Below are 25130 nucleotides of genomic sequence, written 5' to 3' on the forward strand. Positions count from 1 at the left end.
ACTGGAGCTGTTTCCGTCAGACCGGCGCCCGTCCAGCGGCCATCGCCGCACCGATCATCTCAATCGCCGCAATGGTCAGCTCCCTCCGGGCGAGCGTTGTTCTTGACGACGGTGACCGCCTCGGAGGCTCGGCCGATGGCGGCCAACGGCCTCGGTCCGCTGGGACGTATGGCTCCACGACGGCGTTGCGGATGAGGAGGATGTACCGGAAGACCTTGTCCGCCGGCGCCTTCACCAGCATCTTCCGAATGCACCCAGGGTGACTGAAGGTCCGTTCTTCCGTTTGCGGAGCCATTCAAACCTGTTTAGGTTCCCGTTCGAACTGGGTTGGACGCAGTACGTGGCGGCGGATTGTCCAATTGGCCGAGGGTGAATCTGGGGTCGCCGTAGAAGACGAACGACGCCCAGCTCGGATCCTGCGGGTACCGTTTGGCCACCGACCGGCGGGCCAGGCGCATCGCCTCCCCCAGCGGCAGGCCCTCGAGCGCGTGCGAATAGAAGGCGACCGCGAAGTGGGCGGCGATCGCGTCGGGCACCGGCCAGGAGTTGCCGATGCAGGCCAGCGCTCCTCCGTAGAGGAAGGCGCTCGCCAGTCCCTCGCGAGGATCCCCCTGGAACGCACCCTCCCCCGCCGGCGGCGCGTCCTCGTCGAGCCGTGCGGCCTCGCTGACGTTCAGGAAGACCAGCGGCGCACCCGAGACCAGGCGCTGAATCCTCTCGGCCGAGCAGGACTCGCCGCCGTCGAGCGACAGTCCACTCTGGTCGGGCAGGTATCCGACGTAATGGATGATGTCGTAGTCGCCGGCGATCAGCACCCGGTCGAAGTTGTCCCCGTCGGCCGGCCGGGCCGACCCGGTCAGCAGGATGTCGACGTCCACCTCGTCGTGCCAGGCTGTGGCGAGCCGATCGGCGACGGGCCGGATCTCCCGCTCGACGGCCGGCAGGTGGCTCTCCTCGCCGGCCGAACCCACCAGGGCGACCCGCCGGCGGCGGACGGCCGGCTCGGCCGCCAAGCTGCGACGGGGACCGGAGCGCCCGATCGGCATCCGGGCCAGCGGCCGCTGCAGCGCCACGAAGTCGTCGCCGACCATCAGCTCCCAGGCCAGCGCCCGGTCATTGGTGATCACGACGAGCGGCGCGGTGGGGTGCCGCTCGATCACCTCCCGCATCGCCGTGGGAATGACCAGCCGGTACAGGATGCGGCCCATGTCGCGCAGCCGGACCATCTGGTCCTCGTCGGACGTCGGTTCCGCCTCGCTGCGCAGCATCCGGTAGCCGTGCCGCCCGGCCCGCTCGACCTCGCTGACCAGCCGCTCGTGATTGTGCCGGACGATCCTCGAGGTGGCCTGCACATTGATGCCCACGTACTGGTCACTGGTGGGCGTCAGCAGGATCAGCGTGTACTCGTATTGGTCGTCCTTCATCGGGCTACGCAGCACCGTCAGCTGGAGCTGGCTGGGCGAGGACAGCATTTGCGCTTGTATGGGATCCAAAACCGACAAGTACGGGGACTCGTCAGGCCTTGGTGAGCCGGCCGATCGGGTTCTCCGCTCTGCCGAGATGGTGTAGCCGGAGCTGGACAGCGCGCTGACCGAGGCCGCTGCCAGGTCGCGCAGGCCGGCGGGGAGGCCGGCGGTGGCGTCCGGGTCCTCGATGAGGGCGCGGACCGCGTTCGTCCCGGCCTGCTGCTCGAGCCGGTCGCGCAGGGCCTGGAACACGCGGAAGGCATCGTACGCCAGCAGATCCCCGTGCAGCTCGGCGCGGGCATCGGGGTCGAACTGGAAGATCGTGGCGGTGCCGTTCGGCACGGCGTTCAGCAGGCCGCCGGCGAGCACCTCGGCGAGGTCGGCGGCCGAGCTCCGCGGCATCAGGTCGACCTGGATGATGCGCATCGTCTCGTACGTGTGCGCCTCGCTCGCCGACAGGAGGACAGCGAGCCGCCAGGCGGACCGCCCGGCCAGCCGCCGGAATCCCGCGACGGCGTCGGCGCCGGTCGCGCCGCGCGCCGGTGGGTGACCTGGCTGGTCCCGCGACAGCAGCACGCCTAGACAGCCGTCCGGGTGGGCACTCGCGACCATCTGGCTCCACGCCTGGAAATCGCCGGCCGCGAGGGTCAGCACCGGCAGCGGAACGGTCTTGCCGTCGTGGCCGGCCCGCGGCCGGCGCGGGGCTCGCGCCGTCAGCGCGATGTTGGGCCGGGCCGCCGCGCGGGTGTGGATCCGCACCGTGTCCGGCGGCAGGGCCGTGCGCGTCCACCAGCGCGGCGGGAGCGGGTTGAGCAGGGCGATCGATGAGCGGTGCGCCCAGGTCCACACCGTCTGCCACCACTCGTCGGAGCGCCACCGCTCGTCGCGGGCGTCGGTGGCGAGCAGCACGACATCGTCACGGCTCATCCGCAGCCAGGGAACCTCGATCGGCCGGCGGCCCTCGGCCGGGACCAGCGCCGGCCCGGCCTGTCCCGCGACGAGGCGCCAGCGCTCGACGGTCGTGAAGACGTTGGCACGCCGCAGCACATCGGCGAACTCCCGCAGCGGGCCGTTCCAGGCGGTCATCGAGGCGGCGTCGTCGACGACCAGGTGCGCGGCGAAGCGGGGCTCGGGTATCGAGCGCATCACCGGTTGGAGCAGGCCGCCCGCCTCGACCGTCGCCCGGACGGTTCGCTCGGCGTCCAGGACGGCCCGCCGGCCGGTGCGCCGGGCCCGCCGGAACGGGCGCAGCGACCGGGTGAGCGCGAGCGCGCTCGGCAGGGGCGCCGGAGCGTCGATCCGCACCGGGTATGCCGGCCGTCCCTCGCGCGGCTTCTCGCCGGCCCCCAGCTCCAGGTGAATGCCGACCGTCTCGGTGTCTTCCGGCGGACCGTCGTCTTCCTCGACCGGCTCCGGCGTCGGCCCCGGGCGGGGCTCGCCCGGACCCACGGCGGCGGGCGGCCCGGCCGCCGCCGGGGCCGGCGGGGGCGCCACCTCGCGGGCGACGACCGTCGCCATCCAGAGCGCGTCGCGGAGGACCTCGACATCGAGGTCCTCCGGTGCGACGCCCGCGGCCAGCAGGCCCCGGACGAGCGCGGTCAGGTCAGTCAACTCTCCCGCAGCTCTCTCTGCAGGAGCCCGATGATCTGCTCGCGCTCCTTGCCGTCGGTCGGCGCGTCCTCACGGGTCATCATCAGGACGGTGTTGAGGAGCTGGTCGATCGCGAGCGCCGCCGGTCGGTCCGGCGACCCGATCTTGGTCGCGAAGTCGGTGATGAGCGCCGCCGCCTGGCCGGCCAGGTCGTCGCCGAGGTGTGCGGCGACGATGTCCTTGAGCCGCTCGGCGTCGGGGATCTCGACCTTCTCCCGGATGCATCGCCGCAGGAAGGCCGGCGGGAACTCCCGCTCGCCATTGCTCGTGATCACGATGATCGGGAACACGGAACAGGCGACGCGCCCCTGCTCGATCTCCACGGTCGCGCTCTCGTCGGCCGGCCGGATGCTCATCGGCGAGGTGTCGTGCCGGGCCAGCTCCTCGATCTCGAACTCGCCGCGTTCGAGCACGTTGAGCAGGTCGCCGGGGAGGTCGATGTCGCTCTTGTCGAGCTCGTCGATGAGCAGCACCCGCTGCCCGGGCGAGCTGAGCGCGGTGCCGAGCGGGCCCAGGCGCAGGAACTTCTGCAGGGCATCCTCCCTGGTGCGCTGGACGTGCTGCAGCCGGCCCAGCGCGTCGTACCGGTAGAGGCCCTCCTCGAGGGTGCTGCGCGAGGTGACGTTCCACCGGAGGACGTCGTCCAGCGCGAGCTCGCGCGCGATCGCCTCGGCCACGGTGGACTTGCCGACGCCGGCCGGGCCGGTCAGCAACAGGGGTCGGCGCAGGGTAATCGCGAGGTTGATCGCGTTCACGAGCCTCGGATAGGCCTTGTAGACAACCGCCGGTTTCGTCTTCGCCTCGGGGATCGGGAACGTCCGCCATCGCGGTGGCGGGGGCAGGCGGTACCCGGTCTTCGGCTCACCGTCCCCGGTGAAGACCCGCCACGTGGTCGCCGCGCCGTCCGCGTCCTGCTCAGCCATAGTTCTCCCAAGTCCGGGCCAGCTCCAGCCACTCCATGTCCTCCCAGACCATGCGGAGCCGGCGTAGCTGCTCGTCGTCCGGCGTGCCCGACGCGCTCCAGCGGGCCTCGGCGACATGGCCCTTGAGCGCGGGCCAGTGCCGGTCGACCAGCTCCTTCAGCGCCGGCGACGCGTCGAGCCGCGAGGCGGGCCAGAGCACGATCGGCGAGCCGTACACCGAGTCGATCAGCGCCTCCGTCGACGACTGGTCCGGAACCGACTCGAACACCACCACCTCCGGCCGGCTCGCCAGCTCGTCGATGAGGTCGTCGCAGGTCTCCCCAGCGCCGATCCACCGCAGCGGGCACGGTTGCTCGGCGATCAACCGGTTGTAGTCCCCGATGACCTGGTCCCAGTCCGTCGCCGGGTCGAGGCGTCCACCGTGGCGCACCGAGACCGGGAACCGGGAGCCCAGTTCGGCCCTCCGGCGCGGCACGGGGAGCTCGGCGGTTCCGGGGTCGATCAGGATCAGCTCGTCCGGCACCACCACGTCGACGAGGTCGAACCTGGCCGGCAGGTTCCGGCGTACCAGCTCCGCGATCGCCGCCCGGGCGCCGTCCGCGGTCCGCGGCCGGATCTCGACCTCGGCGCGCTCACCGACCGGCACGGCCCCCTCGAAGGTCTGCGCCGACGCCGAGCCCGGGAACTCGTTCTCGGGGGTCCGCGGGGCGCGCAGGTCGACGACCAGCCGGCGGACCGGCGCGTTCTCCCGGGCCATGCCGAGGATCCGATTGACCTGGTGCGCCTGCAGGTTCCGGGCGTCGGCCCAATCGTACAGCGCGCGGTCCTCGGGGTTCGCGCCGCACGCGTACGCGAGGCGAGCCACAAATCGCACCATCGCTTCCCCGGGAGTCACGGGGTAGGTCCGGCCGCGTCGCGTGGCGGCGTCGTGGAACAGGTCGAACTGCCGTGTCAGGGGCGGGACGTCGAACCGCCGGGTCGCCGTGCGCAGGGCCGAGCGGAGCGCGTCCTCCGTGAAAGCCGTCTTCTTGATCAACGCATGGGCGAGGGACTCGGCGGAGAGGGCGAGTACCAAGGTGTCCAGGACGCCTGCCAGGAATTCTCTGTCCTCGGCGGCCAGTTCGGCCGAGCCGGCCACGAGATCACGATGGCCGACCAGGGCCTGCGCGGTCCAGGCGGCGGGCGGGGCCACGCCCAGCGCCGCGAACTGTTCCTCGGCCCAGCCGCGGGCCCGGGAGCGCGCGTCGACCTCCCGCCCGTCCGCTTCGCGCAGGCGCGCGTGCCAGATCGACGGGAAGAACCGCCCGGCGTCGGACGGCCGGAGCTCGCGGTGGAACGCGTGCTGATCGAGCCCGTCGTCGTACAGGCGCGCGTTGATCGCCGCGACGAGCTGGGCCGGGGTGATCCGGTCGGTGCGCTGGTCCCAGCGGTGCTCGGCGTCCACCGGGCCGGGTCCGTCGGTCAGGGCCGCCATCATCGCGGCGACGAACGCGCCCGCCATGGCGGGCTCCGACCGCGCGGACACGATCACGGTGGCGGTCTGTATCTCCCGCTCGGCCGGTGCCGACTGCTTGCGGATCTCGTCCGCCTCGTCGACCAGCTCGCCCATGCCGTCGCCGGACCAGCAGCAGTCCAGGATGCACACGACGTGCCGCGCCGGGCTGGCCAGCAGCCAGGTCGCCAGCTCGCGGGTCATCAGGGCGTCGCCGTCGGCCAGCTGGAGCCGATGGCTGCCCTGAGCCGGCAGGCCGTGACCGGTCCAGTAGACGATCACCAGGTCGTCGGGACCCGCGCGCAGCAGGCCGTCCTTGAGGATCGCCCGGACGGCGGCGCGGTCCCAGCCGCTCGCGTCCCGGTCGATCGCCTGCCCGACGTCGGCGTCCGGGAAGTTCTCGCGGACGTACGCGGCAAGCGACTCGATGTCGCTCAGCGGGGTGTCACCGCCGACGACGCCGATCGGGATGAATAAGGTCCGGCCGCCCATGCGCCTCAGTCGTCCTCGAACACCACGAGCGAATCGGCGAGATCGTCTATGACGCGGGCTCGCGCACTTGCCCGTTCCACCAGCAGACGGTACAGACCAGGGGGTAGCCCGTCGACCGTCGCGCGGTGGATGGCGCCGGCCTGTCTGGCGCGATAGTGGAACCGCGAAGCGCCGCGAGCGGTCTCGAGGGAGTCCACAGTGACCTGGACGTCGAGATTGGGGAGGTCGCCGTTCTCGTCGGGGAGCGGGGTGATCTCGACCTCGAACGGCTTTCCGGCCCTGGCTTCCCAGGGCGCCCGACTGGACACCCGCGCCGGCGGGGCCAGCAGCCGCCCGGCGTGCCGCAGCGCCACCCGCAGCTCCTCGCGCAGGCGGTTCCCGTTCGGCAGCGACGAGTGCTTCCCGCCGGCGAGCTTCGCGGCGCCGGTCTCGGCCCACTCCGGCGGAACTGCCGAGTCGTCCGGCACCACGCTGTCGCCGCCCCGGACAACCCCGCCGATCTCCTCGACACCCTTCAAGCCCCTCTTGTCCACCACGGCGGACAGCAGCGTGGGCTGCTCGGCGCCACGGAACGCGATCAGCTTGCACGCCGGCCGGGCCCTCGCCGTCACGGCCGCCGCCAGATCGTCATGCAGGGAGAGTCCACGCCGGATCCGGTCGGCCACGTCGGACGGCGCGTCCTCGCACAGTGAGACGACCCGCGCGAGAACGTCGTCGTCAGCCAGGTTTCTCGGCGCGGCCCCGTCGAGCTCGACACATCGGTACGTCGGCAGCAGCTCGTAGAGCGCGGGAAGGGTACGGGCCAGCTCCGTCAGGTCGACGCCGATCTTGCGCGGCATCCGTACCCCGTTCGCGACCGCATCCAGCGCCAGGACCGATCCCTTGTACGGAGTGCCTATGGTCACGATCGTACGGACGAAGCGGGCGCCGTCGGCCTTTTCGACGCACCACCGCGCCACGAGGCCGCCCATCGAGTGACAGACCAGGATCGCCCGCGCGTCCTTGCGGCCGGATTGCTTCTGGTATGCGGTGAGCTTCTCATCGAGGAACTTCGCGAGGAGCGGCCCGTTGACCCGGCTGGACAGCCGCCAGTCGTACGCGAACTCCTGAAGTTGCTTCTCGGCCAGCTGGAGGTCCTTGCGGAGGTTCTTCTTGAGACTGTCGTAGAAGTCCGTTCCCAGCAGGCCCGGTATCACCGTGAAACCGGTGATCAGGCCGGACGCCCGAACGCCGTCGCGCGGGTCGTCCGGATCCGTGCCGGCCGGGATCGCCAGCCCTTTCTTGACGACTCGCCCGAACGTCGCCACGTTCGTCAGCAACCGGCGCAGCCCGGTTCCCCACACCTCGGCGCCGTCTTTGGTGAGGCTGCTGCCGAGGATGCCCGGCACCACCACCACCAGGTCCGTCACGTCCGCACCGCGGTAGTCGGGCATCGGCACCTCCACGACCGGTAGACGGTCCACATGCTAGCGGCGCCGGACAATCCGCTCATCGCCCGTTGATCCGATCGGGTCCGGCTCCGGTGACGGCTGTCAGCCACGGGGCCAGGCGAAGGCCGCGACCACCAGGATCGTGCCGGCGACACCGAAGATAAGACCTACCCAGGTGGCGAGGGTGCTGTTCTGGCGTACGCGGTAGAACTCGCCGATCGTGGCCACCCGGGCCGCGGCGTCGCGCAACTCCTTCAGGCGGGCCGCCCGGGCGGCCTGGGCCAAGGTGATGGTCCGGGTCTCGTCGGGAGCCGGGGAGCCGGCCGAGGCGTTCGCGAGCGCCACCAGCGTGACCTCCTCGATGATCATCGACTGGCGGAGGCTGGTGAGGCACTTGACCCCGGCCGGCAGGTAGAGGTCCTGCTGTGCCTCGACGACCCCGCGCCACTTGTGCAGGGCGCCGTATTCGGCGTTCTGCACGTCGGCGAAGGAAACCGAGGTCGGGCGGATCACGCGGAGGACCAGGGCGAGCGTCACGCCGAGACAGACGATGCCGGCGGCTCCGAACCACAGTGCCTTCCCCGGTGGGCGGTGCGTCCAGATGTCGGCCAGCGGGGACGTACCGACCAGTGCGCCGAGCGATGCGCCGATCACGGCCGCCAGCCACTTGGCGGAGTCGCGAAGGCGGTCGTCGGCCTCGCTCCAATAGTCATGGACGCCCTGCAGCGGAGCGCCCGCACCGGAATCCTCGCCGAGGCTCGGCGACCAGGTGGGCCAGATCCTCGGCTCGGGAGCCCAGCCCTCGCGCTCCGCGTCCCAGCCCTCGCCGTTGACCTGCACCTCGCGCCGGATGACGCCGGGCGTGTCGGGGCGGACGGTCACGCGCCACCGGGCGGACCGGCCGCGGCCGCGCCCGTCCACGGTGAGCAGTTCGTACTCGCCCTCTGTCCATGACATTGTCACGATGATTTCAGGAGACCGGCCCTCGCGGCCAGGGAAACCACCGCCGCAGCCCGGTCGGCATCCGCCTCGCCGATCGGGTCGCCGGTGATGTACATGCGGGCGTAGTAGGGAGCGCCGAGCTGGCGGATCACCTCGGCCGCGTCCGTGCCGGCCGGGATTTCGCCGCGAGCCACGGCGCGTTCCACGATCGGCGCCGCGTTGGCGACCCGGCCGGCGAAGAAGTCGGTGAGGGCGGCCCGGGCCGCCGGGTCGTGGACGGCCTCGCGCACCACCACGTCGAAGATGGCGCGGCTCTGCGGGTGCAGCAGCACGGCGACCGCGCTGCGGGCCAGCGCGCGCAGGTCGCCCTCGAGCGAGCCGGTGTCGGCGATCGGGATGCGGCCGCCGGCGGCCTCGGCGAACAGCTCGACCACGAGCTGGCCGACGCTCCCCCACCGGCGGTAGACGGTCGTCTTCGCGACACCGGCGCGCTTCGCGATCCGGTCGATCGTGGTGCCGCCGTAGCCGACCTCGAGGAGCTCTTCCTGCAGGGCAGCGGCCACCGCGGCCCGCGTACGGGCCGTGCGTCCGCCGGGTCGCGCGGAACCGACACCATCCGAGACCAAAGGAAACTCCAGTTGCGTTAAGGGCTTGCGCCGACCTATCCTCATCCTAACGCAACTCCCGTACCATTAAGGAAGGCTCTCATGTCGTTCATCCTGGGCACGATCCTGTTCGCCGCCCTCGTCGGCGTGCTCGACGCCAAGCTCATCCGGTGGCCGCGATGATCACCGGCCACTTCGGGCTCGCGGCGGCGGTCAAGTCCGCCGAGAAGCCGGTGCCGCTGTGGGCGCTCATGCTCGCGACGGTCTGGCTCGACATCCTCTTCACACCGCTGTTCCTGGCCGGGGTCGAGACCATCGACGACGCGCCGGGCACGAACGGCGGCTACGGCGACGGCATCATCCACGCCGACTACACGCACTCGCTGGTCGGCGCGCTGATCATCGCCGCGGTGACCGGCTGGCTCTGCGCCCGCTGGTGGAACCGCCGGGCCGGCGTGGTCATCGGCGCGGTCGTCTTCTCGCACTGGCTGCTCGACCTGCTCGTGCATCGGGCCGACATGCCGATCCTCCCGGGCAACCTGGGCGGCCTGCCCCGCCTCGGCCTCGGGCTCTGGCAGTACCACGCGCTCACCGCGGTCATCGAGGCCCTGCTGCTGCTCGGCGGCGCGGCCCTCTACTGGCGAGCCTCGCGCACGACCGGTGCGACCGCCGGCCGCAGCGCCCTGCTCACCGCGCTGATCGTGGTCAGCGGCGGGGTGACGCTCGGGCTCGACCTGGCCGGGCTCTGATTTCGCGGGATTCTCGCGGGAACGGGGCTGGCAACATCCGCCAAAGTCGTTCATGGTGGGATGCCCTAGCTTTTCAGGCGCAAGGCCAAAGGCAAGGCGAGAGCGTACGGCGAGCAATGACGCACAAATGGACGGTCGTCCCGCACGAGGCACCGGCCGATGTCGAGCAGGCGGAGCGGATCCAGGCCGAGCTGCGCGAGCGGCTGGTGTTCCCGGCGGGCCGGATAGAGACACCCCGGACGGTGACCGGGCTGGACATCTCGTACGCGGTGGGCAGCCGCCGGGCCGTGGCCGCCGCGGTGACCGTCGACGTCGTCACCCGCCACGTGCTGGAGACGGCGACGGCCGAGGGCAACGTCAGCTTCCCGTACGTGCCGGGGCTGCTCGCCTTCCGGGAGATCCCGCTGCTGCTGGAGGCCCTCGGCCGGCTCGAGGGCCGGCCCGAGCTGCTGATCTGCGACGGGCACGGCATCGCCCATCCGCGCCGGTTCGGGCTGGCCAGCCACCTCGGCGTGCTGCTCGACCTGCCGGCGTTCGGCGTGGCGAAGACCGAGTTCATCGGCAGCCACACCGAGCCCGGCCCGCGCCGCGGCGAGTGGTCTCCGATCGTGGTGGACGGCGAGGTGCTGGGCCGCGCCGTCCGCACCCAGACCGAGGTCAACCCGGTCTTCGTCTCGGCCGGTCACCGCATCGGCCTGCCCGACACCTCCGACCTGACGGTGGCGCTGAGCTCGCACTTCCGCGTCCCGGAGCCGACCCGCCAGGCCGACATCATCTCCCGCCAGGTGCTGAGAGACACCTGGCGGGGGATGCTCTGACGTCAGTGCCGCCGGCGGAACTCGTGCGAAAGGACGTACGCGGCGACGCCGTTGCCGATCTTCACACCCTGCACGTCGGCCGTACGGAAGTGGACGCCGCCCCAGATGCGGGCCTCGACCACCTCGTCGAGGGCCGACGAGAAGCTGCCGAACGAGCGGGTCGTGCCGGAGTCGGCGCTGTACGCGCTGAACGAGAGGTCGTCCCGGCCGAAGAAGGCCCGCATCGCCGCCATGACCGTCGCGGTCGAGCAGGTGTGCCCGGACGTGTAGTCGGGGAACGGCGGCGTCACCAGCAGCGGCATCCAGGTGGGGTCGCCGGTGGTCGCGGGGTTCCCGTCGAGGTCGGCCTCCTGGACGGCGGTGACCGGGCGCCAGAAGCTCCAGTACTTCTTCTCGTTGAAGCACGCGATCAGTGAGTCGGCGTTCGCCACGTCGGCCATCGCGAACATCCGCGCCGTCTGCAGCGTGGTCAGGTGCTGCGTCTGCGCCAGCTGCCGCGTGATCTCCCACTCGGTGAGCCGCCGGTCGTGCCACCACTTGGCGGCCTCGGTCTGGTCCTGGGTGCGGACCGTGCTGTTCACCGCGCCGATCGCCTTGACCTCGTTGAGGTCCTTCGCGTACTGCTTGCCGGTCAGCGCGGGCGGCCCGGCCGTGCGGAACATGTCGTTGCGCGGGATCACGAACGAGCGCATCGAGCCGACCCAGGCGCCGTCCGCCGCGTTCGTGGGCGGAGTGGGCCGCCATCGGCCCGGCGCGGTGCCGACCGTCCAGGTGTCGGGGCCGAAGGCGCCGTCGTTCACCCGCGCGGCGATCATCGTGTCGGCGGTCTTCGTGCCGACCCCGATGCCGCCGGTCTTGGACCGGCCGTCGGGAATCGCGGCGAGCGAGGTGGCGTACATGGCGTCGAGGCTCGCCGTCTGGTCGGGAAAGAGCGAGACCAGCACGCGATGCGCCGCGGTGGCCACGGCCGCGTCGGCGGAGTCACCCCGGTGGGTCCTCGGCGCGATCAGGTACGGCTGGTACGGCGTGCCCGCGATGGCGTTGACCGCGTCGTAGACCGCACCCTGCACCATCGCGAAGCTGCGCGGCGCGACGTACGGCCCCTGGCGGGCGACCTCGTAGATGGCGGTCTGCGCGTTGCTGTTCCAGACGACGACGGCGTTCGGCCCGGCCGTCGAGTCCCCCGAAGCGGAGGCGGCCGGCGCGAACGCCGTGGTCAGGGCCAGCGCGATGACGGCCGCACCGGCGGACAGTCTGATCCTGTTCATGAAAGGCATCCCCCCGTAGAAGCTTCGACAGGCATCGAAGCAGCCGGAGGGTGGCAAAGGCAACCCGGTCTATCCGATGAGGACAGAGGGAGATAACGGTCAGCGCGGCGCGGGAAGGGCGACCGCGTTCTGGCTCCCGTACGCGGCGAAGAACTTGTTGCGGAACTGGTCCATCCGCCAGACCGGGGTCGACGCGCCGGGCCGGAGCCCGTCCGTCCAGTTCCAGTCCGCGATGCGCTCGAACACCGACTTGTCCTTCGCGATGATCGTGATCGGGATGTCGTGGCTGGCGCCGTTGCCGCTGACGATCGACATCGGCTGGTGATCGCCGAACATGATCAGCACCAGGTTCTTGTCGCCGTACTTCTGCGCCCACGAGATCAGGCTGTCCACCGAGTACCCGATCGAGGTCGCGTACTGCGCCTGGGTCCGGGCCGACGAGCCCCACAACGACGTACGCGTCTCGGCGCCCTTGGCCATCGGGCCGTAGATGCTGCCGTCGCCGATCGAGTCCCAGTCGACCATCTTCGGGATCGGGGTCCACGGCTCGTGGCTGGAGGTCAGCGTGATCTCGGCCATCAGCGGGCGGGTCTTCTTGCCGTACACGTTCTTCTGGAACGCCGACAGCGTGTACTGGTCGGGCATGCTGGACCAGCCGAACTTCGGGCCGCGGTAACCGAGGTTCCGCGAGTCGTACACGGAGTCGTACCCGTAGAAGGAAGCCTCCGGCCAGGCCGTGGTGTTGCCCGGCTCGATGCCTGCGGTCTGCCACCCCGCGTCGTGGAACGCGCTGGTCAGCGTGATCCGGTCGCTCGAGGTCAGCTGGCGGTACCGCTGCGGGCTGGTGATCCACAGGCCGGACTGGAACGACCCGTGCGCGAGCCAGCTGCCGCCGCCGTACGTCGACGAGGTCAGCCATCCGCTCTTGGCGGCGAACCCGGCCTCGTCGAGCTTCCGCTGGTCGGCCTTGAGGACCGGGTCGACGATCGCGTTCATGCCCGGGTCGGTCAGCACGGAGCGGCCGTAGCTCTCCACCACGCCGATCACGACGTCCTTGCCGTTCAGCCCGCTGACCAGGTCTTTCGGTGCCACGTTCCGATACGGGTCGTGGTCCGAGGCGTACGAGAACTGCTTCTGATCGCGAATTGCCGCCGGAACCTGCGTGACGGTGTGCTTGAGCAGGCCGGCCGCGGTGTCGGAGGCGACCGGCGCGTTCGGGAACCAGGTGATCCCGCTGATCGCGAGGGCGATCCACACGGCGCTGAGCCCGACCAGGGTACGGCGGGCCGGCCCCGGGTACCGCGCGGTCAGCTTGGTCAGGCGCATCACCGCGAGCGTGCACAGCGCCAGCACGATCAGCGACAGCAGGACCGCGCCGACGGCCGCCGTGATCGCCCGGCCCCGCCCGTCGGTCTCGGTCAGCGCGTTGTAGCCGTCCTGGAGCAGCGAGATGTCGAGCACCGGGTTGAACGGCCGCCCGAGCACGAGCCGGAAGCCCATGTTGACGACCTTGAGGATCACCACGAAGCCCAGGCCCAGCCCGAACAGCGCCGCGACCCACTTACGCCAGCGGGGTGCCAGAGCAAGCAGGACCGCTCCCCCGATGATCACTTCGATCGGCAGGCGCAGGAACGCGGCCTCGAAGAACGTGCCGCTCTTCGGCTTGGCGATCGCGTCCGGGACCACGAGCGCGACATAGACCAGCACGGCGGCCAGCACGGTGAGTACCGCACCGGCTACGCGGCGGGTTCGGCGGAGCAACAAGATATACGTCCTTCGCGAAGACAACCCCTCACCGCTCTACACGGATCCAGGCGCGCCCACGGTTCACCTTCCAGGGTGTGACAATCGGGAAATCCGGCTCGGGACGGTCGAGCGCCGCCGGCAACCGGTCCAGCACGCCCCGGTCACCGTCGAGGGTCACGCCCTCCGTCCGGCCGGTTGCGCGTGCGCGTGCAGGTGCAGGGTCAGGCCGGGTGGGCAGCGCGGCCCGTCTCGGCCGAGATCAGCGGGTCGAGCACGATGACGCCCCGGCCGCCCTCGATGAAGGTCACGTTGGACAGGTCGAGGCCCCGCGCCTGGTCGATCCCCGGGCACGACATCGAACAGGCAGTGGATCGCGGTGAGCGTGGACTGCCGCCAGAGGCTGGGGTTGACGGTGACCGGGGCCGGTCCGCTCGCGTCGCGGATCGGCGGCGGGTCGAGGGTACGTCAGAAGGGGAACTCGCGGGCGGTGTCGCGCATCGTGATCCACTGGAGCTCGGTGAAGTCCTCGCTCGCGAACTGCAGGCCGAAGCGGCCCCAGCCGGACTCCTTCAGGCCGCCGAACGGCATCTGCGGCTCGTCGTTCACGGTCTGGTCGTTGATGTGGACGATGCCGACGTCGAGGCGGCGGGCCAGGTCCAGCGCCGCGTACGTGTCGGCCGAGATGATGCCGGCGGTCAGGCCGAAGCGGGAGGCGTTGGCGCGGCGAATCGCCTCGTCCGGGCCGTCGACGGTCTCCAGCAGCGCCACCGGGCCGAAGGTCTCCTCGAAGGCGATCTCGGCCTCGGCCGGCACGCCGGTCAGGACCGTGGGCGGGTAGCAGGGCGGCGCCGCGGTCCCGCCGGTGAGCAGGTGGGCGCCCATCGAGACCGCCTCGGCGACCCGGCGCTCGACCAGGCTCAGGGCCCACTCGTTGATCAGGGGGCCGACCACGGTCGACGGGTCGCGGGGGTCGCCGACCGGCAGCTGGGACACCTTTTTCACGAAACGCGCGGTGAACTCGTCGGCCACGGCGCGGTCGACGAAGATGCGGCGGACGCACATGCAGATCTCGCCCTGGTGGACGAAGGCGCCGTACGCCGCCGCGTCCACGGCCAGCGAGAGGTCGGCGTCGGCCAGCACGATCAGGGCGTTGTGGCCGCTGAGCTGCAGGACGGGGCGCTTGAGGTGGCGGGCGGCCAGCTCGGCCAGGCGGCGGCCGGTGACCGTGGAGCCGGTGAAGCTGATCCGGCGGACCAGGGGGTGGGTCACCAGCTCCTCGGCGATCATGCCGGCGTCGCCGGGGGCATGGGTGATCACGTTGAGCGCGCCGGGCGGGAGGCCGGCCTCGTCGAAGACCGCTGCCCACAGGGTGCCGCCGGTGATCGGGGACTCCTCGCTGGGCTTGAGGACGACCGTGTTGCCCAGGGCGAGCGGGCCGACGATCGCGCGGCCGGCCAGGGTCAGGGCGGCGTTCCAGGGGGCGATCGCGGCGACCACGCCGACCGGGCGGCGCAGCGCCAGCGCGCGGGAACTGGGCAGGTCGGTGGGGAGGACCTGGCCGGTGGGTGCGTGCGCGAGGCCGGCCGCCTGACGCAGCATGGCCAGGCAGAAGTCGAACTGCAGGTTCGCGAAGTACGGGCCGCAGCCGGTCTCGGCGGCCAGCATGTCGATCACCGAGGGGCGGCGGCGGTCGAGGGCGTCGGCGGCGCGGAGGAAGACGAGCTGGCGGTCGGTGGGCGCCCGGGTGGACCAGGCCGGGAACGCCGCCTGGGCGGCCTCGATGGCCCGGCGGGTGTCCTCGCCGTCGCCGGAGGCGACCTCGGCCAGCACCTTGCGGGTCCAGGGGTCGTAGTCGGGGTGGCGGCGGCCGCTGATCGAGGCGACCCGGTTGCCGCCGATGTGGTGCAGGACGGTCTCGATCATGACGGAATGCTAACCGGCCGGGCGCAGCGTGTATCCGACCGGGAGCAGCCGGAACGGGAGGCGGTCGTCGGCGAGGCTCCACAGCCCGCGCGGCAGGAACAGGGCGAACGCGATGGCGACCGCGCCCAGGCCGATCAGGTACCAGGCGCCGTACTGGGCGAACCAGTCCTGCAGGAGGAAGAACAGGATCGCGCCGAGGATCGGGCCCTCGTAGGTACCGATGCCACCGACCAACACCATGAACAACATGTAGGCAGACCATTGCACCCCGAAAATGCTCTGCGGCTGGATGAACAGGGTGTTGGCGAGGGTGAGAGCGCCGGCCGCGCCGCAGCCGAAGCCGGCCAGGACGAAAAGCATGAACTTCAGAGGCATGATGCGTACGCCGAGGGACGCGGCCGCCTCCTCGTCGTCGCGGATGGCCTGGATCGCGGCCCCGCTCCGGCGACGCAGCAGCAGGAAGACGAGCGCCAGCAGCAGAAGCGTGAAACCCAAGGTCAACCAATAGGTGTACGCGCGACGCCAGTCCGGTGCGATGGTGTTCAGGCCGCGCAGGGAGACGCCGGTGCCCCCGCCGAGGTCCTCGTCGAGCGCGACGAGCAGGGCCAGCGCCTCGGCCACCACCCAGGTGCCGACCGCGAACTGGCCGCCGCGCAGGCGCAGCAGGAGCGGGGCGAGGGCCACCGCGAGGACGCCGGAGGCCAGGGCGGCCAGGACGACCGCGAGGTAGGCGGTCACGTCGTGCTGGGTGAGGAAGATCGTCGCGTACGCGCCGAAGCCGATGTACGCCTGCTGGCCGACCGAGACGAGCCCGCCGTAACCGGCCAGCACGTTCCACATGACGGCCATCATCAGCAGCGTGCACAGGGTGGTGAGCTGCTGGACGACGTCGGTGCGGAAGCCGAACGGGACGGCGAACAGCGCGATCCCGAACGCGACCATCGCCACCGACGAGATCTTGGTGGCCCGCCCCGACCGTCTGACGGTCCATTGGTCAGTCACGCTGAGCCTCCTTTGGCATGCCCTTCTGGCCCTGCGCCCGCTGCGCTCGCTCCGGTGCAGTCGGTCATGCCGGCCGTCCTTCCCGCCGGTACCCCAAAAGGGAACGGCCATGCGGGCTGGCCAGGACGATCAGGAAGACGAGGTGGCCGGCGAGGATCGAGTACTGGGGGTCGATCGTGGCGCCGATCGTCTGCGCGACCCCGAGCACCATGCCGCCCCAGAGCGTTCCCCACAGCGAGCCGAGCCCGCCGATCACCACCGCCTCGAAGGCGAAGATCAGCTGGGTCGGGCCGCTGGAGGCGTCGAAGATCGAGCGCACCCCGAGGAACACTCCGGCCAGGGTCGCCGTGGCCACGGCGATCGCGGTGGCCCGGGCGTACACGGAAGAAGCCGGCACCCCGACCAGCGTGGCGGTGTCGGCGTCCTGGGCCGTCGCCCGCATCTCCCGGCCGAAGGCCGTGCGGCGCAGCATCAGCTGCAGGCCGCCGAGCACCAGCACGGCGGTCGCGAGGATCAGCACCCCGAGGTACGACAACGAGATCTGGCCGGTGATGCGCCAGCTGCCGGTCGCGATGTCGCCGGCCGCGCCGCCGAGCGAGCGCACGTCCGGGTTGTACGCCTGCAGCAGCGCGTTCTGGATGACGATGGCCAGGCCGAACGTGGTCAGCAGCGGGGTGAGCGGGCCGCCGCGCAGGCTTCGCGCGAGCACGGTGCGGTGCAGCACGTAGCCGAGGATCAGCATGATCGGCAGGGCCGGGACCAGCGCCCAGAACGGGCCGATGCCGGTGTGCACGGTCAGCGACCAGACGAGGAACGCACCGAGCACGGCGATGTCCCCGTGGGCCAGGTTGATGATGCGCATGACGCCGAACATCAGCGACAGGCCACAGGCGAACAGCGCGTAGAGGCCGCCGAGCAGGACGCCCTGGATGACGGCGTTGACCCAGTTCATGCCGGCCTCGCCTGGTGGAAGCCGAAGTACGCGGTGACCACCTCGTCGCGGGTCAGGCCCTCGGTCTTCGCATCCAGCGCGATCCGGCCCTCGAGCAGGCAGATCACCCGGCCCGCGGTGGACAGGGCGCGGCCCAGATCCTGCTCGACCAGGATCACGGTCGTGCCGCTCTCGCGGAGCACGGTCATGCAGGCGTACACCTCCTCGACGGCCTTGGGGGAAAGGCCGAGCGAAACCTCGTCGATCAGAAGGAGCCGCGGATTGGTCATGAGGGCCCGGGCGATGGCGGTGGCCTGCTGCTGGCCGCCGGACAGGCGCGAGGCGAGGCGGCCACGCAGCGGTTGCAGCGCGGGGAACGCCTCGAGGACCGTGGTGAGATTCCATCGGCCGGAGCGGGCGCGGCGGCCCGCCACCAGGAGGTTCTCCTCGACCGTGAACTCGGGGAAGAGACGGCGGCCCTCGGGGACGTAGGCGATCCCACGGCGCACCCGCCGGTGCGCGGGCACGCCGGTGAGGTAGCTCCCGTCGTACGAGATGAGGCCGCCGGAAAGCGGATGGGCGCCCGCGACCGTGCGCAGCAACGTGGTCTTCCCGGCGCCGTTGGCGCCGATCAGCGCGAGGATCTCGCCCTCCGTCACCCCGAACGTGACACCCCGGACGGCTTGCAGCAGTCCGTGGCGGGCCTCGACATTTTCCACCCGCAGCAGCGTCACGAGGCCGCCTTTCCCAGGTACGCGTCGATCACGACCGCATCGCCGAGCACTTCGCCGGGTGAGCCGTCGGCAATGACCCGACCGGTATCCATGCAGACCAATCGGTCCACGACCTGGACCAGCACGTGGACAATATGCTCGATCCACACGATCGCCGTGTTGCCCACCTTGATCTGGCGGACGGCGGCGACCAGCTCGGCCGCCTCGGCGTCGGTCAGGCCCGCGCCGATCTCGTCGAGCAGCACCACCCGCGGGCCGGTCGCCAGGCAGCGGGCCAGCTCGAGGCGCTTGCGGTGCAGCAGGCCCAGGCTCTCGGCGCGCCGGTTGGCCAGCTCGGTAAGGCCGCAGTCGTCGAGAACCTCGACCGCCTTCGTGTAGAGCGCCGTTCCCCGCAGGCCGGCGCCGTAGCTCGCGGCGACCACCACGTTCTCGAGAACGGTCATACCACCGAACGGGCGCGGAACCTGGAAGGCCCGCCCCACGCCCATCCGGCAGCGCTGGTCGGGACGCGTCCGCGTGACGTCGCGCCCGCCGAAGCTCACCGTCCCGGCCGACGGGCGGACCGCGCCGGCCAGGACGTTGAGCAGGGTGGTCTTGCCGGCGCCGTTCGGGCCCACGATGCCGACCGCCTCCCCTTCGGAGACCGCGAAGTCGACGCCGGTGAGCACCTGCAGGTCGCCGTAGCGCATCGACAGGCCGCGGCCCTCGAGAACCGGGGTCACGCCTTGTATTCCTGGAGCTTGGCCGCCGTCGGGACGTTCGGGTCGGACGAGTTCTCGACCAGCACGAAGTCCACCTTGTACTTGGGGTCGGCCGACTTGATCCACTGGCCGCCGAGGATCGGGGTGGCGACGACGTTCGCGTTCGGGCCCTTGCCCCATTCGAGCTTGCCGATCGGGGTGTCGACGCTGAGCGTCTTCATGGCGTTGGCGACGCCCGGCTTGTCCTTGGGGTTCCCGCTCGCCTTGAGCACGGCGGCGGCCACATCGAACAATGCCAGGCTCGGGCCGAGCTGCTGGTTCCACTGCTTGCCGGTGCCCTGGTAGCCGTCGCCGAGCCCCTTGCTGTCGACCCCGGTGAGACTGGACTTGTAGGGATAGGTCGGGGTCCAGTAGGCGCCGCCGGCCAGGCCGATCCCGATGTCGCCGAGGGCCTCCACCTGCGACGGGAAGAGACCCGTCTTGGCGATCTGGGCGATCTTCGGCACGTACCCCTGCTGGGCGGCCTGCCGCCAGAACGTCGCGAAGTCGGGCGGGATCGGGAAGGCGTTGAAGATCTCGCAGTTCTCGGCCTTGAACTTGGCGATCTGCGCCGAGAAGTCGTTGGTGCCGTCGGTGTACGCGCCCGGGTCCACGATCGTGTAGCCGGACTGCTTGAGCAGCGGGCCGAGCGCGGCGCGGATCGCGTTGCCGTCGGAGTCGTTGGGCCACATCACGCCGACCTTCTTGTTGGTCGGCACCTGCGGCCACTCGTGCGTGTACATGTTGTGGAACTGCTCGACACCAAAGCAGAAGTGATACGTGAACTTGTACGCGGCCTTGTCGGTCTCCTTGGCACCGCGGCCGAAGTACCACGCCTCCCACGGGACCACAGTGGACACGCACGGGACGCCGGCCGCCTCGCAGGCGTCGCTGACCGGGTTGACCGTTTCCGGCGTGCTCGTGGTGAGCATCAGATCAACCTGATCACTATTGATCAGATCGTTTGCCACCTGGGCCGATCGCTGCGGGTTGGACTGGCTGTCGCGGTCGAGGATCTGGATGTCGTACTGGGTGCCGCCGATCGCGAGACCGCTCGCGAGCGCCTTCTTGGCCAGTTCGAGGACGTACGCGTCGGGCTCGCCGAATCCCGCCGCCGCGCCGGTCCGCGGGCTGACGAAGCCGATCTTGAGCGCCGACTTGGCCTGATTTTTCGAGTTATCGTCGCTGCTCCCGAGCCCGCCGCAGGCGCCGAGGATCGGAAGGGTGAGACCGAGGCCGGCCGCGCGGAGCAGATCGCGCCGGGTTGTTCCAGTCGTGCTTTCCATGAACGCCTCCTGGGCGAGGACTGGTGCCGAGGAAGTTAGGAGTGGGCCAGGTCACACGTCAATCGCGTGTTCTAATATCCGGAACGCTCGTCGAAAGGATGCGACTTGGAGACACCTTCGTTGTCGCAATCCTTGGAGCGCGGCCTGCGCATCCTCAGCGAGTTCGCCGCCAACGGGCCGGTCCTCGGCATCGCCGACCTGTCCCGGGCGGTCTCACTCAACCGGAGCACCACCCACCGGTACGTGGCGACGCTGACCAGTCTCGGCTTCCTGCAACAGGATCCGGACACCCGGAAGTACTCGCTCGGCCCGCGCGTGGTCGACCTCGGCTTCGCCGCGATCAGCTCGATGGAGATCACCGGGGTCGCGGCCGGGCATCTGCAGGCGCTCTCCGACGAGACCGGGTGCGCGGCGAGCATGGCGGTCCTCGACGGCGCCGACATCGTGTACGTCGAGCGCCGACGATCGCGGCGCGCCACCGGGGTGGCGGTCGACCTCAACCTGCACGTCGGCTCGCGGCTGCCCGCGTACTGCACGTCGATGGGCAAGGTCCTGCTCGCCTACCGCGACCCGGTGGCCCTGCGGCCGCTGCTCGACCGCATGGACCTCGCCCGCCGCGGTCCCAGGACGATCACCGTACGGGAGCAGCTCGTCGCGGCCCTGGCCAAGGTGCGGCAGGCCGGCCTCGCGGTCAACGACGAGGAACTCGCGCCCGGGCTGCGCTCGATCGCCGCGCCGATCCGCGACCGCTCCGGGCACGTGGTCGCCGCGATCAACGTGGCCGTGCACCTGACCACCTGGACGACCTCGGTCGAGTCCGTGGTCAGCCGCCTGGGCGGGCCGCTGCGGCGTACGGCCGCCGACATCTCGCACCAATTGGGCTACCGTTCGAACATGTGAAACAGTCCGTTGTTTCACTTCTGTTTCGGGCCTAGATTCGGCGCACCCGTCTTGATGGAGGCCTGGACATGGCTCTGCTCGATCAGTCCCGCTGGAACGACCAGATCTTCGAGGGCGGCTCGTGGCGCCCGGGAAGCGGCGCGACCACCGCCGTGATCGAGCCGGCCACCGGCGACACGCTCGGGCAGGTCACCCTGGCCACCGCCGACGACGTGGCCCGCGCCGCGAAGACCGCCGCCGAGGCCCAGGTTTCCTGGGCCGCCATGCCGCATCCGGCGCGCGCCGCGGTCCTCCGCAAGGCGGCGGCTCTCTGGGCCGAGCACGCCGAGGAGATCAGCTGGTGGAACGTGCGCGAGGTCGGCGCGATCCCCGGGCTGGCCGGCTTCGCCCTGCACGTCGCCGAGCAGGAGTGCTGGGAGGCGGCGGCGCTGCCCAGCCAGCCGTACGGCCAATTGATCCCCTCCGAGGAGCCGCGGCTGTCGATGGTCCGCCGCTACCCGGTCGGCGTGGTCGGGGTGATCTCGCCGTTCAACGTGCCGATCATCCTGGGCATCCGCTCGGTCGCCCCCGCGCTCGCCCTCGGCAACGCGGTGCTGCTCAAGCCCGACCCGCGCACCGCGGTCACCGGCGGCCTCGTGCTCGCCCGCATCTTCCAGGAGGCCGGGCTGCCCGACGGCCTGCTGCAGGTGCTGATCGGCGGGGCCGACGTCGGCGAGGCCATGCTGACCGACCCGCGGGTGCCGGTCATCTCGTTCACCGGCTCGACCGAGGCCGGCCGCCGCGTCGGCGCGCTCGCCGGCAGCCACCTCAAGCGCTGCCACCTCGAGCTGGGCGGCAACTCGGCGCTGCTGATCCTCGACGACGCCGACGTGGACGCCGCGGTCAACCTGGCCGCCTGGGGCAGCTTCTTCCACCAGGGCCAGATCTGCATGACCACCGGCCGCCACCTGGTGCACGAGCGCATCTACGACGACTTCGTCGAGCGCCTGGCCGACAAGGCGGGCAAGCTGCCGGTCGGCGATCCGGCCCGCGAGCAGGTCGCGCTCGGCCCGGTCATCGACGCCGGCCAGCGCGACAAGATCCACGACCTGGTGACGGCATCGGCCGGCGACGGCGTGCGCCTGGCCGCCGGCGGCTCCTTCGACCGCCTCTTCTACCAGCCGACCGTGCTCGCCGGCGTGACCACCTCGACGCCCGCCTTCAACAAGGAGATCTTCGGCCCGGTCGCGCCGGTCGCCCGCTTCGGCAGCATCGAGGAGGCGATCGCCCTGGCCACCACCACCGAGTACGGCCTGTCCCTGGGCATCGTCACCCGCGACGCGATGCGCGGCGTCGAACTGGCCGACAAGATCCCCACCGGCATCGTGCACATCAACGACCAGACCGTGAACGACGAGGCGAACGCCCCCTTCGGCGGCACCGGCGCCTCCGGCACCGGCTCCCGCTTCGGCGGCGCCCAGGCCAACATCGACGCCTTCACCGACACCCGCTGGCTCACCGTCCGCAGCCAGCCCGCGTCGTTCCCGTTCTGACCCGCCGTTCCCGCTGCCCTCGGTGCCGGGGGCAGCGGGAGCTCCACCCACTCGCGGTCCGGTCACCTCCGGCGGCGGGCGGCGGCAGGAGCCATCAAGCGCGCCGGCCGCCCGGTTCGCGCTCGCCCCGGCCGGCGTCGCCAGTCCCCCATGCTCGCTCGGCGCGTCGGTCGCCCAGCGAGACATGTCGACGCCGGCGGGCGGTGTATGAACGTTGGGTATGGCTTCTTCGGCGGAGCGGGCGCGGTGGGCGCAGCTTCAGGCGTCCCGTCCGGCGCGCGTGGGAAACACCATGCGGCGGCCGCGGCATGAGCGTTCGGCGTATGTGGACGGGCTTCTGCGGCATCTTGCGGAGGTGGGCTTCGGCGGGGTGCCGCGGCCGCTCGGCTATGACGAGCGCGGGCGGCAGATTCTGAGTTACATCGAGGGCGACGTTCCCCGCGACGAAGGGCCCTTCCTGGTGTCGGACGAGCGGATTCGCAGTGCCGCCGCGCTCATGCGGGCCTATCACGACGCCACCGCCGGGTGGGCGGCGCCGGAGGGGCACGAGGTCGTCTGCCACGGCGATCTGGGGCCGCACAACACGGTGTTCCGTGGGGAGACGGCGGTCGCGATCATCGACTTCGAGGACGACGTGCGGCCGGGGCGGCGGGTGGACGACTTCGCTCAGGCGGTGTGGGGGTTCGCCGACCTCACCGACGCCGGGGTGCCGATGAGCGAGCAGGTCCGCAAGACACGACTGATCTGTGCCGCCTACGGCGACGTCACGCCGGCCGACGTGGTGGAGTCGCTGACGGCGCGTTTCGCCCGCGCCCGCGACCAGAACCACGCCGACGGGCTGCCGGGGGCCGTCCGCGTGTTCGAGGACCTGCTGTCCTGGATGTCCCGCCACGGCCCCGAGATCGCCGCCTGAGATCACGGCCCTGCTCTGCGCACCAAGACGCCCCGCTCTGCGCACCAAGACGCGCTGCTCTGCTTGAGCTTCCCCCCCGGGGCGTGGACACAGGGTTATGCCGCGGTTGGCTGGGTGAGGGTAGTTGTAGAAGGCGATCCAGGCGGCTGCCTTACGCAGGATCAGCTTCTCCTGTTGCAGTCCGGCGACCTGCGCCCGCAACCGGGCGATCTCCGCGTCCTTGTCCGCCGGCATGCCGGGATCTGCCTGTCGGCGTCGGGCCGGCGGCAGTGTTTGTTCACGTCGTTGACCGGCCGCCGCGTCCCGCTTGAGCTCGGGTGTGAACTTCGATGGACGTCCCAACCGGGGACACCCGTTCCTCTGGACATCAACGCCCAGTTTCAAGGTGTCCGTACCTCCGGAGGGAAGATCACGGTCGCGGCGCAGGGTGGCTGCGCGCGCCCCCCTTTGCTCTGCTCACCTATGCGCACCGGAAACGAGCGGGCGTTCGTTTTTCGTGCGCATAGGTAAGCAGAGCAAAGGGGGCGCCACCATCGGTCCGAGCTTCCCCCCCGGGGTGTGGACACCGGGTTATGCCGCGGTCGGCTGGGTGAGGGTAGCTGGTTGAAGGGCTCGTTCGTAGTTGGCGGGGCTGTGGTGGTCGAGGGCGGAGTGTCGGCGGCGGTGGTTGTAGAAGGCGATCCAGCGGAACACGTCGCGGCGGGCGTCGGCTTCGGACGTCCAGGTTTGGTGGTTGATCTGGAGTTCGCGTTTGAGGGTGGCGAAGAACGCTTCGGCCAGGGCGTTGTCGTAGCTGGTGCCGACCCGGCCCGTCGAGCGGCGGATCTGGTGCCGCTGGCAGGCTTGGGCGAATGCGTTGCTGGTGTACTGGGTGCCGCGGTCGGAGTGGAAGATCACCCCGGTGACCTGGCCGCTGCGGGCGGTCACGGCGGCGTCGAGGGCGTCGGTGATCAGGCTGGTGCGCAGATGGGTATTGATGGACCAGCCGATCAGGCGTCGGGAGGCGATGTCGATGACGGTGGCCAGGTACAGCCAGCCGCCGGCCACCGGCAGGTAGGTGATGTCGCCGCACCAGCGTTGATCCAGCCTGGTGGCGGTGAAGTCCCGGCGGATCAGGTCCGGCACGTCCGGCGCGTTGCTGCCGGGGATGGTGGTGCGCACCGTGCGGCGCTGATGGATCCCGATGATCGCGCGGCGGCGCATGACCCGCTCGACGCGTTTGTGGTTGACCAGCACGCCCTGCTCACGCAGTTCGCTGGTGACCCGCGGTGACCCGTAGGCGCCGCCGGACTGCTCGTGGGCCTGCCGGATCCGTACGGCGAGCTGGTCTTCGGCTGCCGCGCGGGCCTGCCGGGCGGGCTCCGTGTTCAGCCACCGGTAGTAACCGGAAGCCGAGACAGCCAGGATCTGACACAACCGCTTCACGCCGGGTTCGGCGCGGTGGGCGCAGATGAACCGCAAGCGGCTGGTCACCGATCCATCTCGTTGGCGAAATACGCGGCTGCCTTACGCAGGACCAGCTTCTCCTGCTGCAGTTCGGCGACCTGCGCCCGCAACCGGGCGATCTCCGCGTCCTTGTCCGCCGGCG

Annotated in this window: 22 protein-coding genes; 5 read left to right on the plus strand and 17 right to left on the minus strand. The window is 70.9% G+C overall.

What is annotated here, in order from left to right; all coding sequences use genetic code 11:
* Positions 1-305: 305 nt before the first annotated feature.
* From A3CQ_RS0126475 to A3CQ_RS0126500, 6 genes are all read right to left on the minus strand, one after another.
* On the minus strand, positions 306-3077 hold the full coding sequence (locus A3CQ_RS0126475) for a CHAT domain-containing protein (protein WP_026206227.1): 2772 nt from the start codon (positions 3075-3077) through the stop codon (positions 306-308).
* A complete protein-coding gene (locus A3CQ_RS0126480) occupies positions 3074-4039 on the minus strand; it encodes an AAA family ATPase (RefSeq protein WP_020513973.1) in 966 nt (321 codons plus the stop codon). Before A3CQ_RS0126480 ends, A3CQ_RS0126475 begins: the two co-directional genes overlap by 4 nt.
* Positions 4032-6023 carry a vWA-MoxR associated conflict system protein gene (locus A3CQ_RS0126485; protein ID WP_020513974.1) on the minus strand — a complete coding sequence of 664 codons (1992 nt, stop codon included), beginning with the start codon at positions 6021-6023 and terminating at the stop codon, positions 4032-4034. Before A3CQ_RS0126485 ends, A3CQ_RS0126480 begins: the two co-directional genes overlap by 8 nt.
* 5 nt (positions 6024-6028) lie before the next feature.
* Entirely contained in the window at positions 6029-7456 is a 1428-nt protein-coding gene (locus tag A3CQ_RS57710) for an esterase/lipase family protein (RefSeq protein WP_157296331.1), read from the minus strand.
* A gap of 99 nt (positions 7457-7555) precedes the next feature.
* Entirely contained in the window at positions 7556-8410 is an 855-nt protein-coding gene (locus A3CQ_RS0126495; RefSeq protein WP_020513976.1) for a hypothetical protein, read from the minus strand.
* 2 nt (positions 8411-8412) lie between these two features.
* Positions 8413-8958: a TetR/AcrR family transcriptional regulator gene (locus tag A3CQ_RS0126500; RefSeq protein ID WP_020513977.1), complete on the minus strand. Its 546-nt coding sequence runs from the start codon at positions 8956-8958 to the stop codon at positions 8413-8415.
* A 221-nt stretch (positions 8959-9179) separates the two neighbouring features.
* Between A3CQ_RS0126500 and A3CQ_RS0126510 the strand changes: the two genes are divergently transcribed.
* Both A3CQ_RS0126510 and A3CQ_RS0126515 read left to right on the plus strand, forming a co-directional pair.
* A complete protein-coding gene (locus tag A3CQ_RS0126510; RefSeq protein ID WP_026206228.1) occupies positions 9180-9749 on the plus strand; it encodes a hypothetical protein in 570 nt (189 codons plus the stop codon).
* A gap of 116 nt (positions 9750-9865) precedes the next feature.
* Entirely contained in the window at positions 9866-10567 is a 702-nt protein-coding gene (locus A3CQ_RS0126515) for an endonuclease V (RefSeq protein ID WP_020513979.1), read from the plus strand.
* Positions 10568-10569: 2 nt separating this feature from the next.
* Here A3CQ_RS0126515 and A3CQ_RS0126520 read toward each other — a convergent pair whose 3' ends face one another.
* The 10 genes from A3CQ_RS0126520 to A3CQ_RS0126560 form a co-directional block, all read right to left on the minus strand.
* Positions 10570-11835: a vanadium-dependent haloperoxidase gene (locus tag A3CQ_RS0126520; protein WP_020513980.1), complete on the minus strand. Its 1266-nt coding sequence runs from the start codon at positions 11833-11835 to the stop codon at positions 10570-10572.
* A gap of 99 nt (positions 11836-11934) precedes the next feature.
* Positions 11935-13599 (minus strand): sulfatase-like hydrolase/transferase, encoded by a 1665-nt coding sequence (locus tag A3CQ_RS0126525; protein ID WP_245577336.1) that lies wholly within the window; start codon positions 13597-13599, stop codon positions 11935-11937.
* 28 nt (positions 13600-13627) lie between these two features.
* The gene (locus tag A3CQ_RS63730; protein ID WP_157296333.1) at positions 13628-13759 is read right to left on the minus strand and encodes a hypothetical protein; all 132 of its coding nucleotides are present in this window, start codon (positions 13757-13759) and stop codon (positions 13628-13630) included.
* Positions 13760-13802: 43 nt separating this feature from the next.
* Positions 13803-13937, minus strand: coding sequence for an MBL fold metallo-hydrolase (locus A3CQ_RS62215; RefSeq protein WP_020513982.1), 135 nt, complete (start codon positions 13935-13937; stop codon positions 13803-13805).
* A gap of 109 nt (positions 13938-14046) precedes the next feature.
* Positions 14047-15504, minus strand: a complete 1458-nt coding sequence (locus A3CQ_RS0126535) for an aldehyde dehydrogenase family protein (RefSeq protein ID WP_020513983.1) — start codon at positions 15502-15504, stop codon at positions 14047-14049.
* Between the two features lie 9 nt (positions 15505-15513).
* A complete protein-coding gene (locus A3CQ_RS0126540; protein WP_026206230.1) occupies positions 15514-16506 on the minus strand; it encodes a branched-chain amino acid ABC transporter permease in 993 nt (330 codons plus the stop codon).
* Between the two features lie 64 nt (positions 16507-16570).
* Positions 16571-17458, minus strand: a complete 888-nt coding sequence (locus A3CQ_RS0126545; RefSeq protein WP_020513985.1) for a branched-chain amino acid ABC transporter permease — start codon at positions 17456-17458, stop codon at positions 16571-16573.
* Complete coding sequence (locus A3CQ_RS0126550) at positions 17455-18171, minus strand: ABC transporter ATP-binding protein (protein ID WP_020513986.1); 717 nt, start codon at positions 18169-18171, stop codon at positions 17455-17457. Before A3CQ_RS0126550 ends, A3CQ_RS0126545 begins: the two co-directional genes overlap by 4 nt.
* Positions 18168-18893 (minus strand): ABC transporter ATP-binding protein, encoded by a 726-nt coding sequence (locus tag A3CQ_RS0126555; protein ID WP_020513987.1) that lies wholly within the window; start codon positions 18891-18893, stop codon positions 18168-18170. The genes A3CQ_RS0126550 and A3CQ_RS0126555 overlap by 4 nt, the downstream gene beginning before the upstream one ends.
* Positions 18890-20197: an ABC transporter substrate-binding protein gene (locus A3CQ_RS0126560; protein ID WP_020513988.1), complete on the minus strand. Its 1308-nt coding sequence runs from the start codon at positions 20195-20197 to the stop codon at positions 18890-18892. The genes A3CQ_RS0126555 and A3CQ_RS0126560 overlap by 4 nt, the downstream gene beginning before the upstream one ends.
* Positions 20198-20302: 105 nt before the next feature.
* Here A3CQ_RS0126560 and A3CQ_RS0126565 point away from each other — a divergent pair, with 105 nt between their 5' ends.
* The 3 genes from A3CQ_RS0126565 to A3CQ_RS54075 all read left to right on the plus strand — a co-directional run bounded on the left by A3CQ_RS0126565 (position 20303) and on the right by A3CQ_RS54075 (position 23542).
* Entirely contained in the window at positions 20303-21097 is a 795-nt protein-coding gene (locus A3CQ_RS0126565) for an IclR family transcriptional regulator (RefSeq protein WP_026206231.1), read from the plus strand.
* Positions 21098-21165: 68 nt separating this feature from the next.
* Complete coding sequence (locus tag A3CQ_RS0126570; protein WP_020513990.1) at positions 21166-22629, plus strand: benzaldehyde dehydrogenase; 1464 nt, start codon at positions 21166-21168, stop codon at positions 22627-22629.
* A gap of 325 nt (positions 22630-22954) precedes the next feature.
* A complete protein-coding gene (locus tag A3CQ_RS54075) occupies positions 22955-23542 on the plus strand; it encodes a phosphotransferase (protein ID WP_157296336.1) in 588 nt (195 codons plus the stop codon).
* 570 nt (positions 23543-24112) lie between these two features.
* Here the strand turns inward: A3CQ_RS54075 and A3CQ_RS0126580 are convergent.
* Positions 24113-25015 (minus strand): IS3 family transposase, encoded by a 903-nt coding sequence (locus A3CQ_RS0126580; RefSeq protein WP_020513992.1) that lies wholly within the window; start codon positions 25013-25015, stop codon positions 24113-24115.
* Positions 25016-25130 lie beyond the last annotated feature (115 nt).

Source organism: Paractinoplanes globisporus DSM 43857 (assembly GCF_000379645.1).
Lineage (GTDB): Bacteria > Actinomycetota > Actinomycetes > Mycobacteriales > Micromonosporaceae > Actinoplanes > Actinoplanes globisporus.

Excerpts from the sequence above, each read along its gene's own strand:
- A3CQ_RS0126515 (WP_020513979.1), top strand. The coding sequence starts at position 9,866 with ATGACGCACAAATGGACGGTCGTCCCGCACGAGGCACCGGCCGATGTC.
- A3CQ_RS0126520 (WP_020513980.1), bottom strand. The coding sequence starts at position 11,835 with ATGAACAGGATCAGACTGTCCGCCGGTGCGGCCGTCATCGCGCTGGCC.
- A3CQ_RS0126560 (WP_020513988.1), bottom strand. The coding sequence starts at position 20,197 with ATGGAAAGCACGACTGGAACAACCCGGCGCGATCTGCTCCGCGCGGCC.
- A3CQ_RS57710 (WP_157296331.1), bottom strand. The coding sequence starts at position 7,456 with ATGCCCGACTACCGCGGTGCGGACGTGACGGACCTGGTGGTGGTGGTG.
- A3CQ_RS0126485 (WP_020513974.1), bottom strand. The coding sequence starts at position 6,023 with ATGGGCGGCCGGACCTTATTCATCCCGATCGGCGTCGTCGGCGGTGAC.
- A3CQ_RS0126495 (WP_020513976.1), bottom strand. The coding sequence starts at position 8,410 with ATGTCATGGACAGAGGGCGAGTACGAACTGCTCACCGTGGACGGGCGC.
- A3CQ_RS0126535 (WP_020513983.1), bottom strand. The coding sequence starts at position 15,504 with ATGATCGAGACCGTCCTGCACCACATCGGCGGCAACCGGGTCGCCTCG.
- A3CQ_RS62215 (WP_020513982.1), bottom strand. The coding sequence starts at position 13,937 with ATGTCGTGCCCGGGGATCGACCAGGCGCGGGGCCTCGACCTGTCCAAC.
- A3CQ_RS0126570 (WP_020513990.1), top strand. The coding sequence starts at position 21,166 with ATGGCTCTGCTCGATCAGTCCCGCTGGAACGACCAGATCTTCGAGGGC.
- A3CQ_RS0126510 (WP_026206228.1), top strand. The coding sequence starts at position 9,180 with ATGATCACCGGCCACTTCGGGCTCGCGGCGGCGGTCAAGTCCGCCGAG.
- A3CQ_RS0126480 (WP_020513973.1), bottom strand. The coding sequence starts at position 4,039 with ATGGCTGAGCAGGACGCGGACGGCGCGGCGACCACGTGGCGGGTCTTC.
- A3CQ_RS0126545 (WP_020513985.1), bottom strand. The coding sequence starts at position 17,458 with ATGAACTGGGTCAACGCCGTCATCCAGGGCGTCCTGCTCGGCGGCCTC.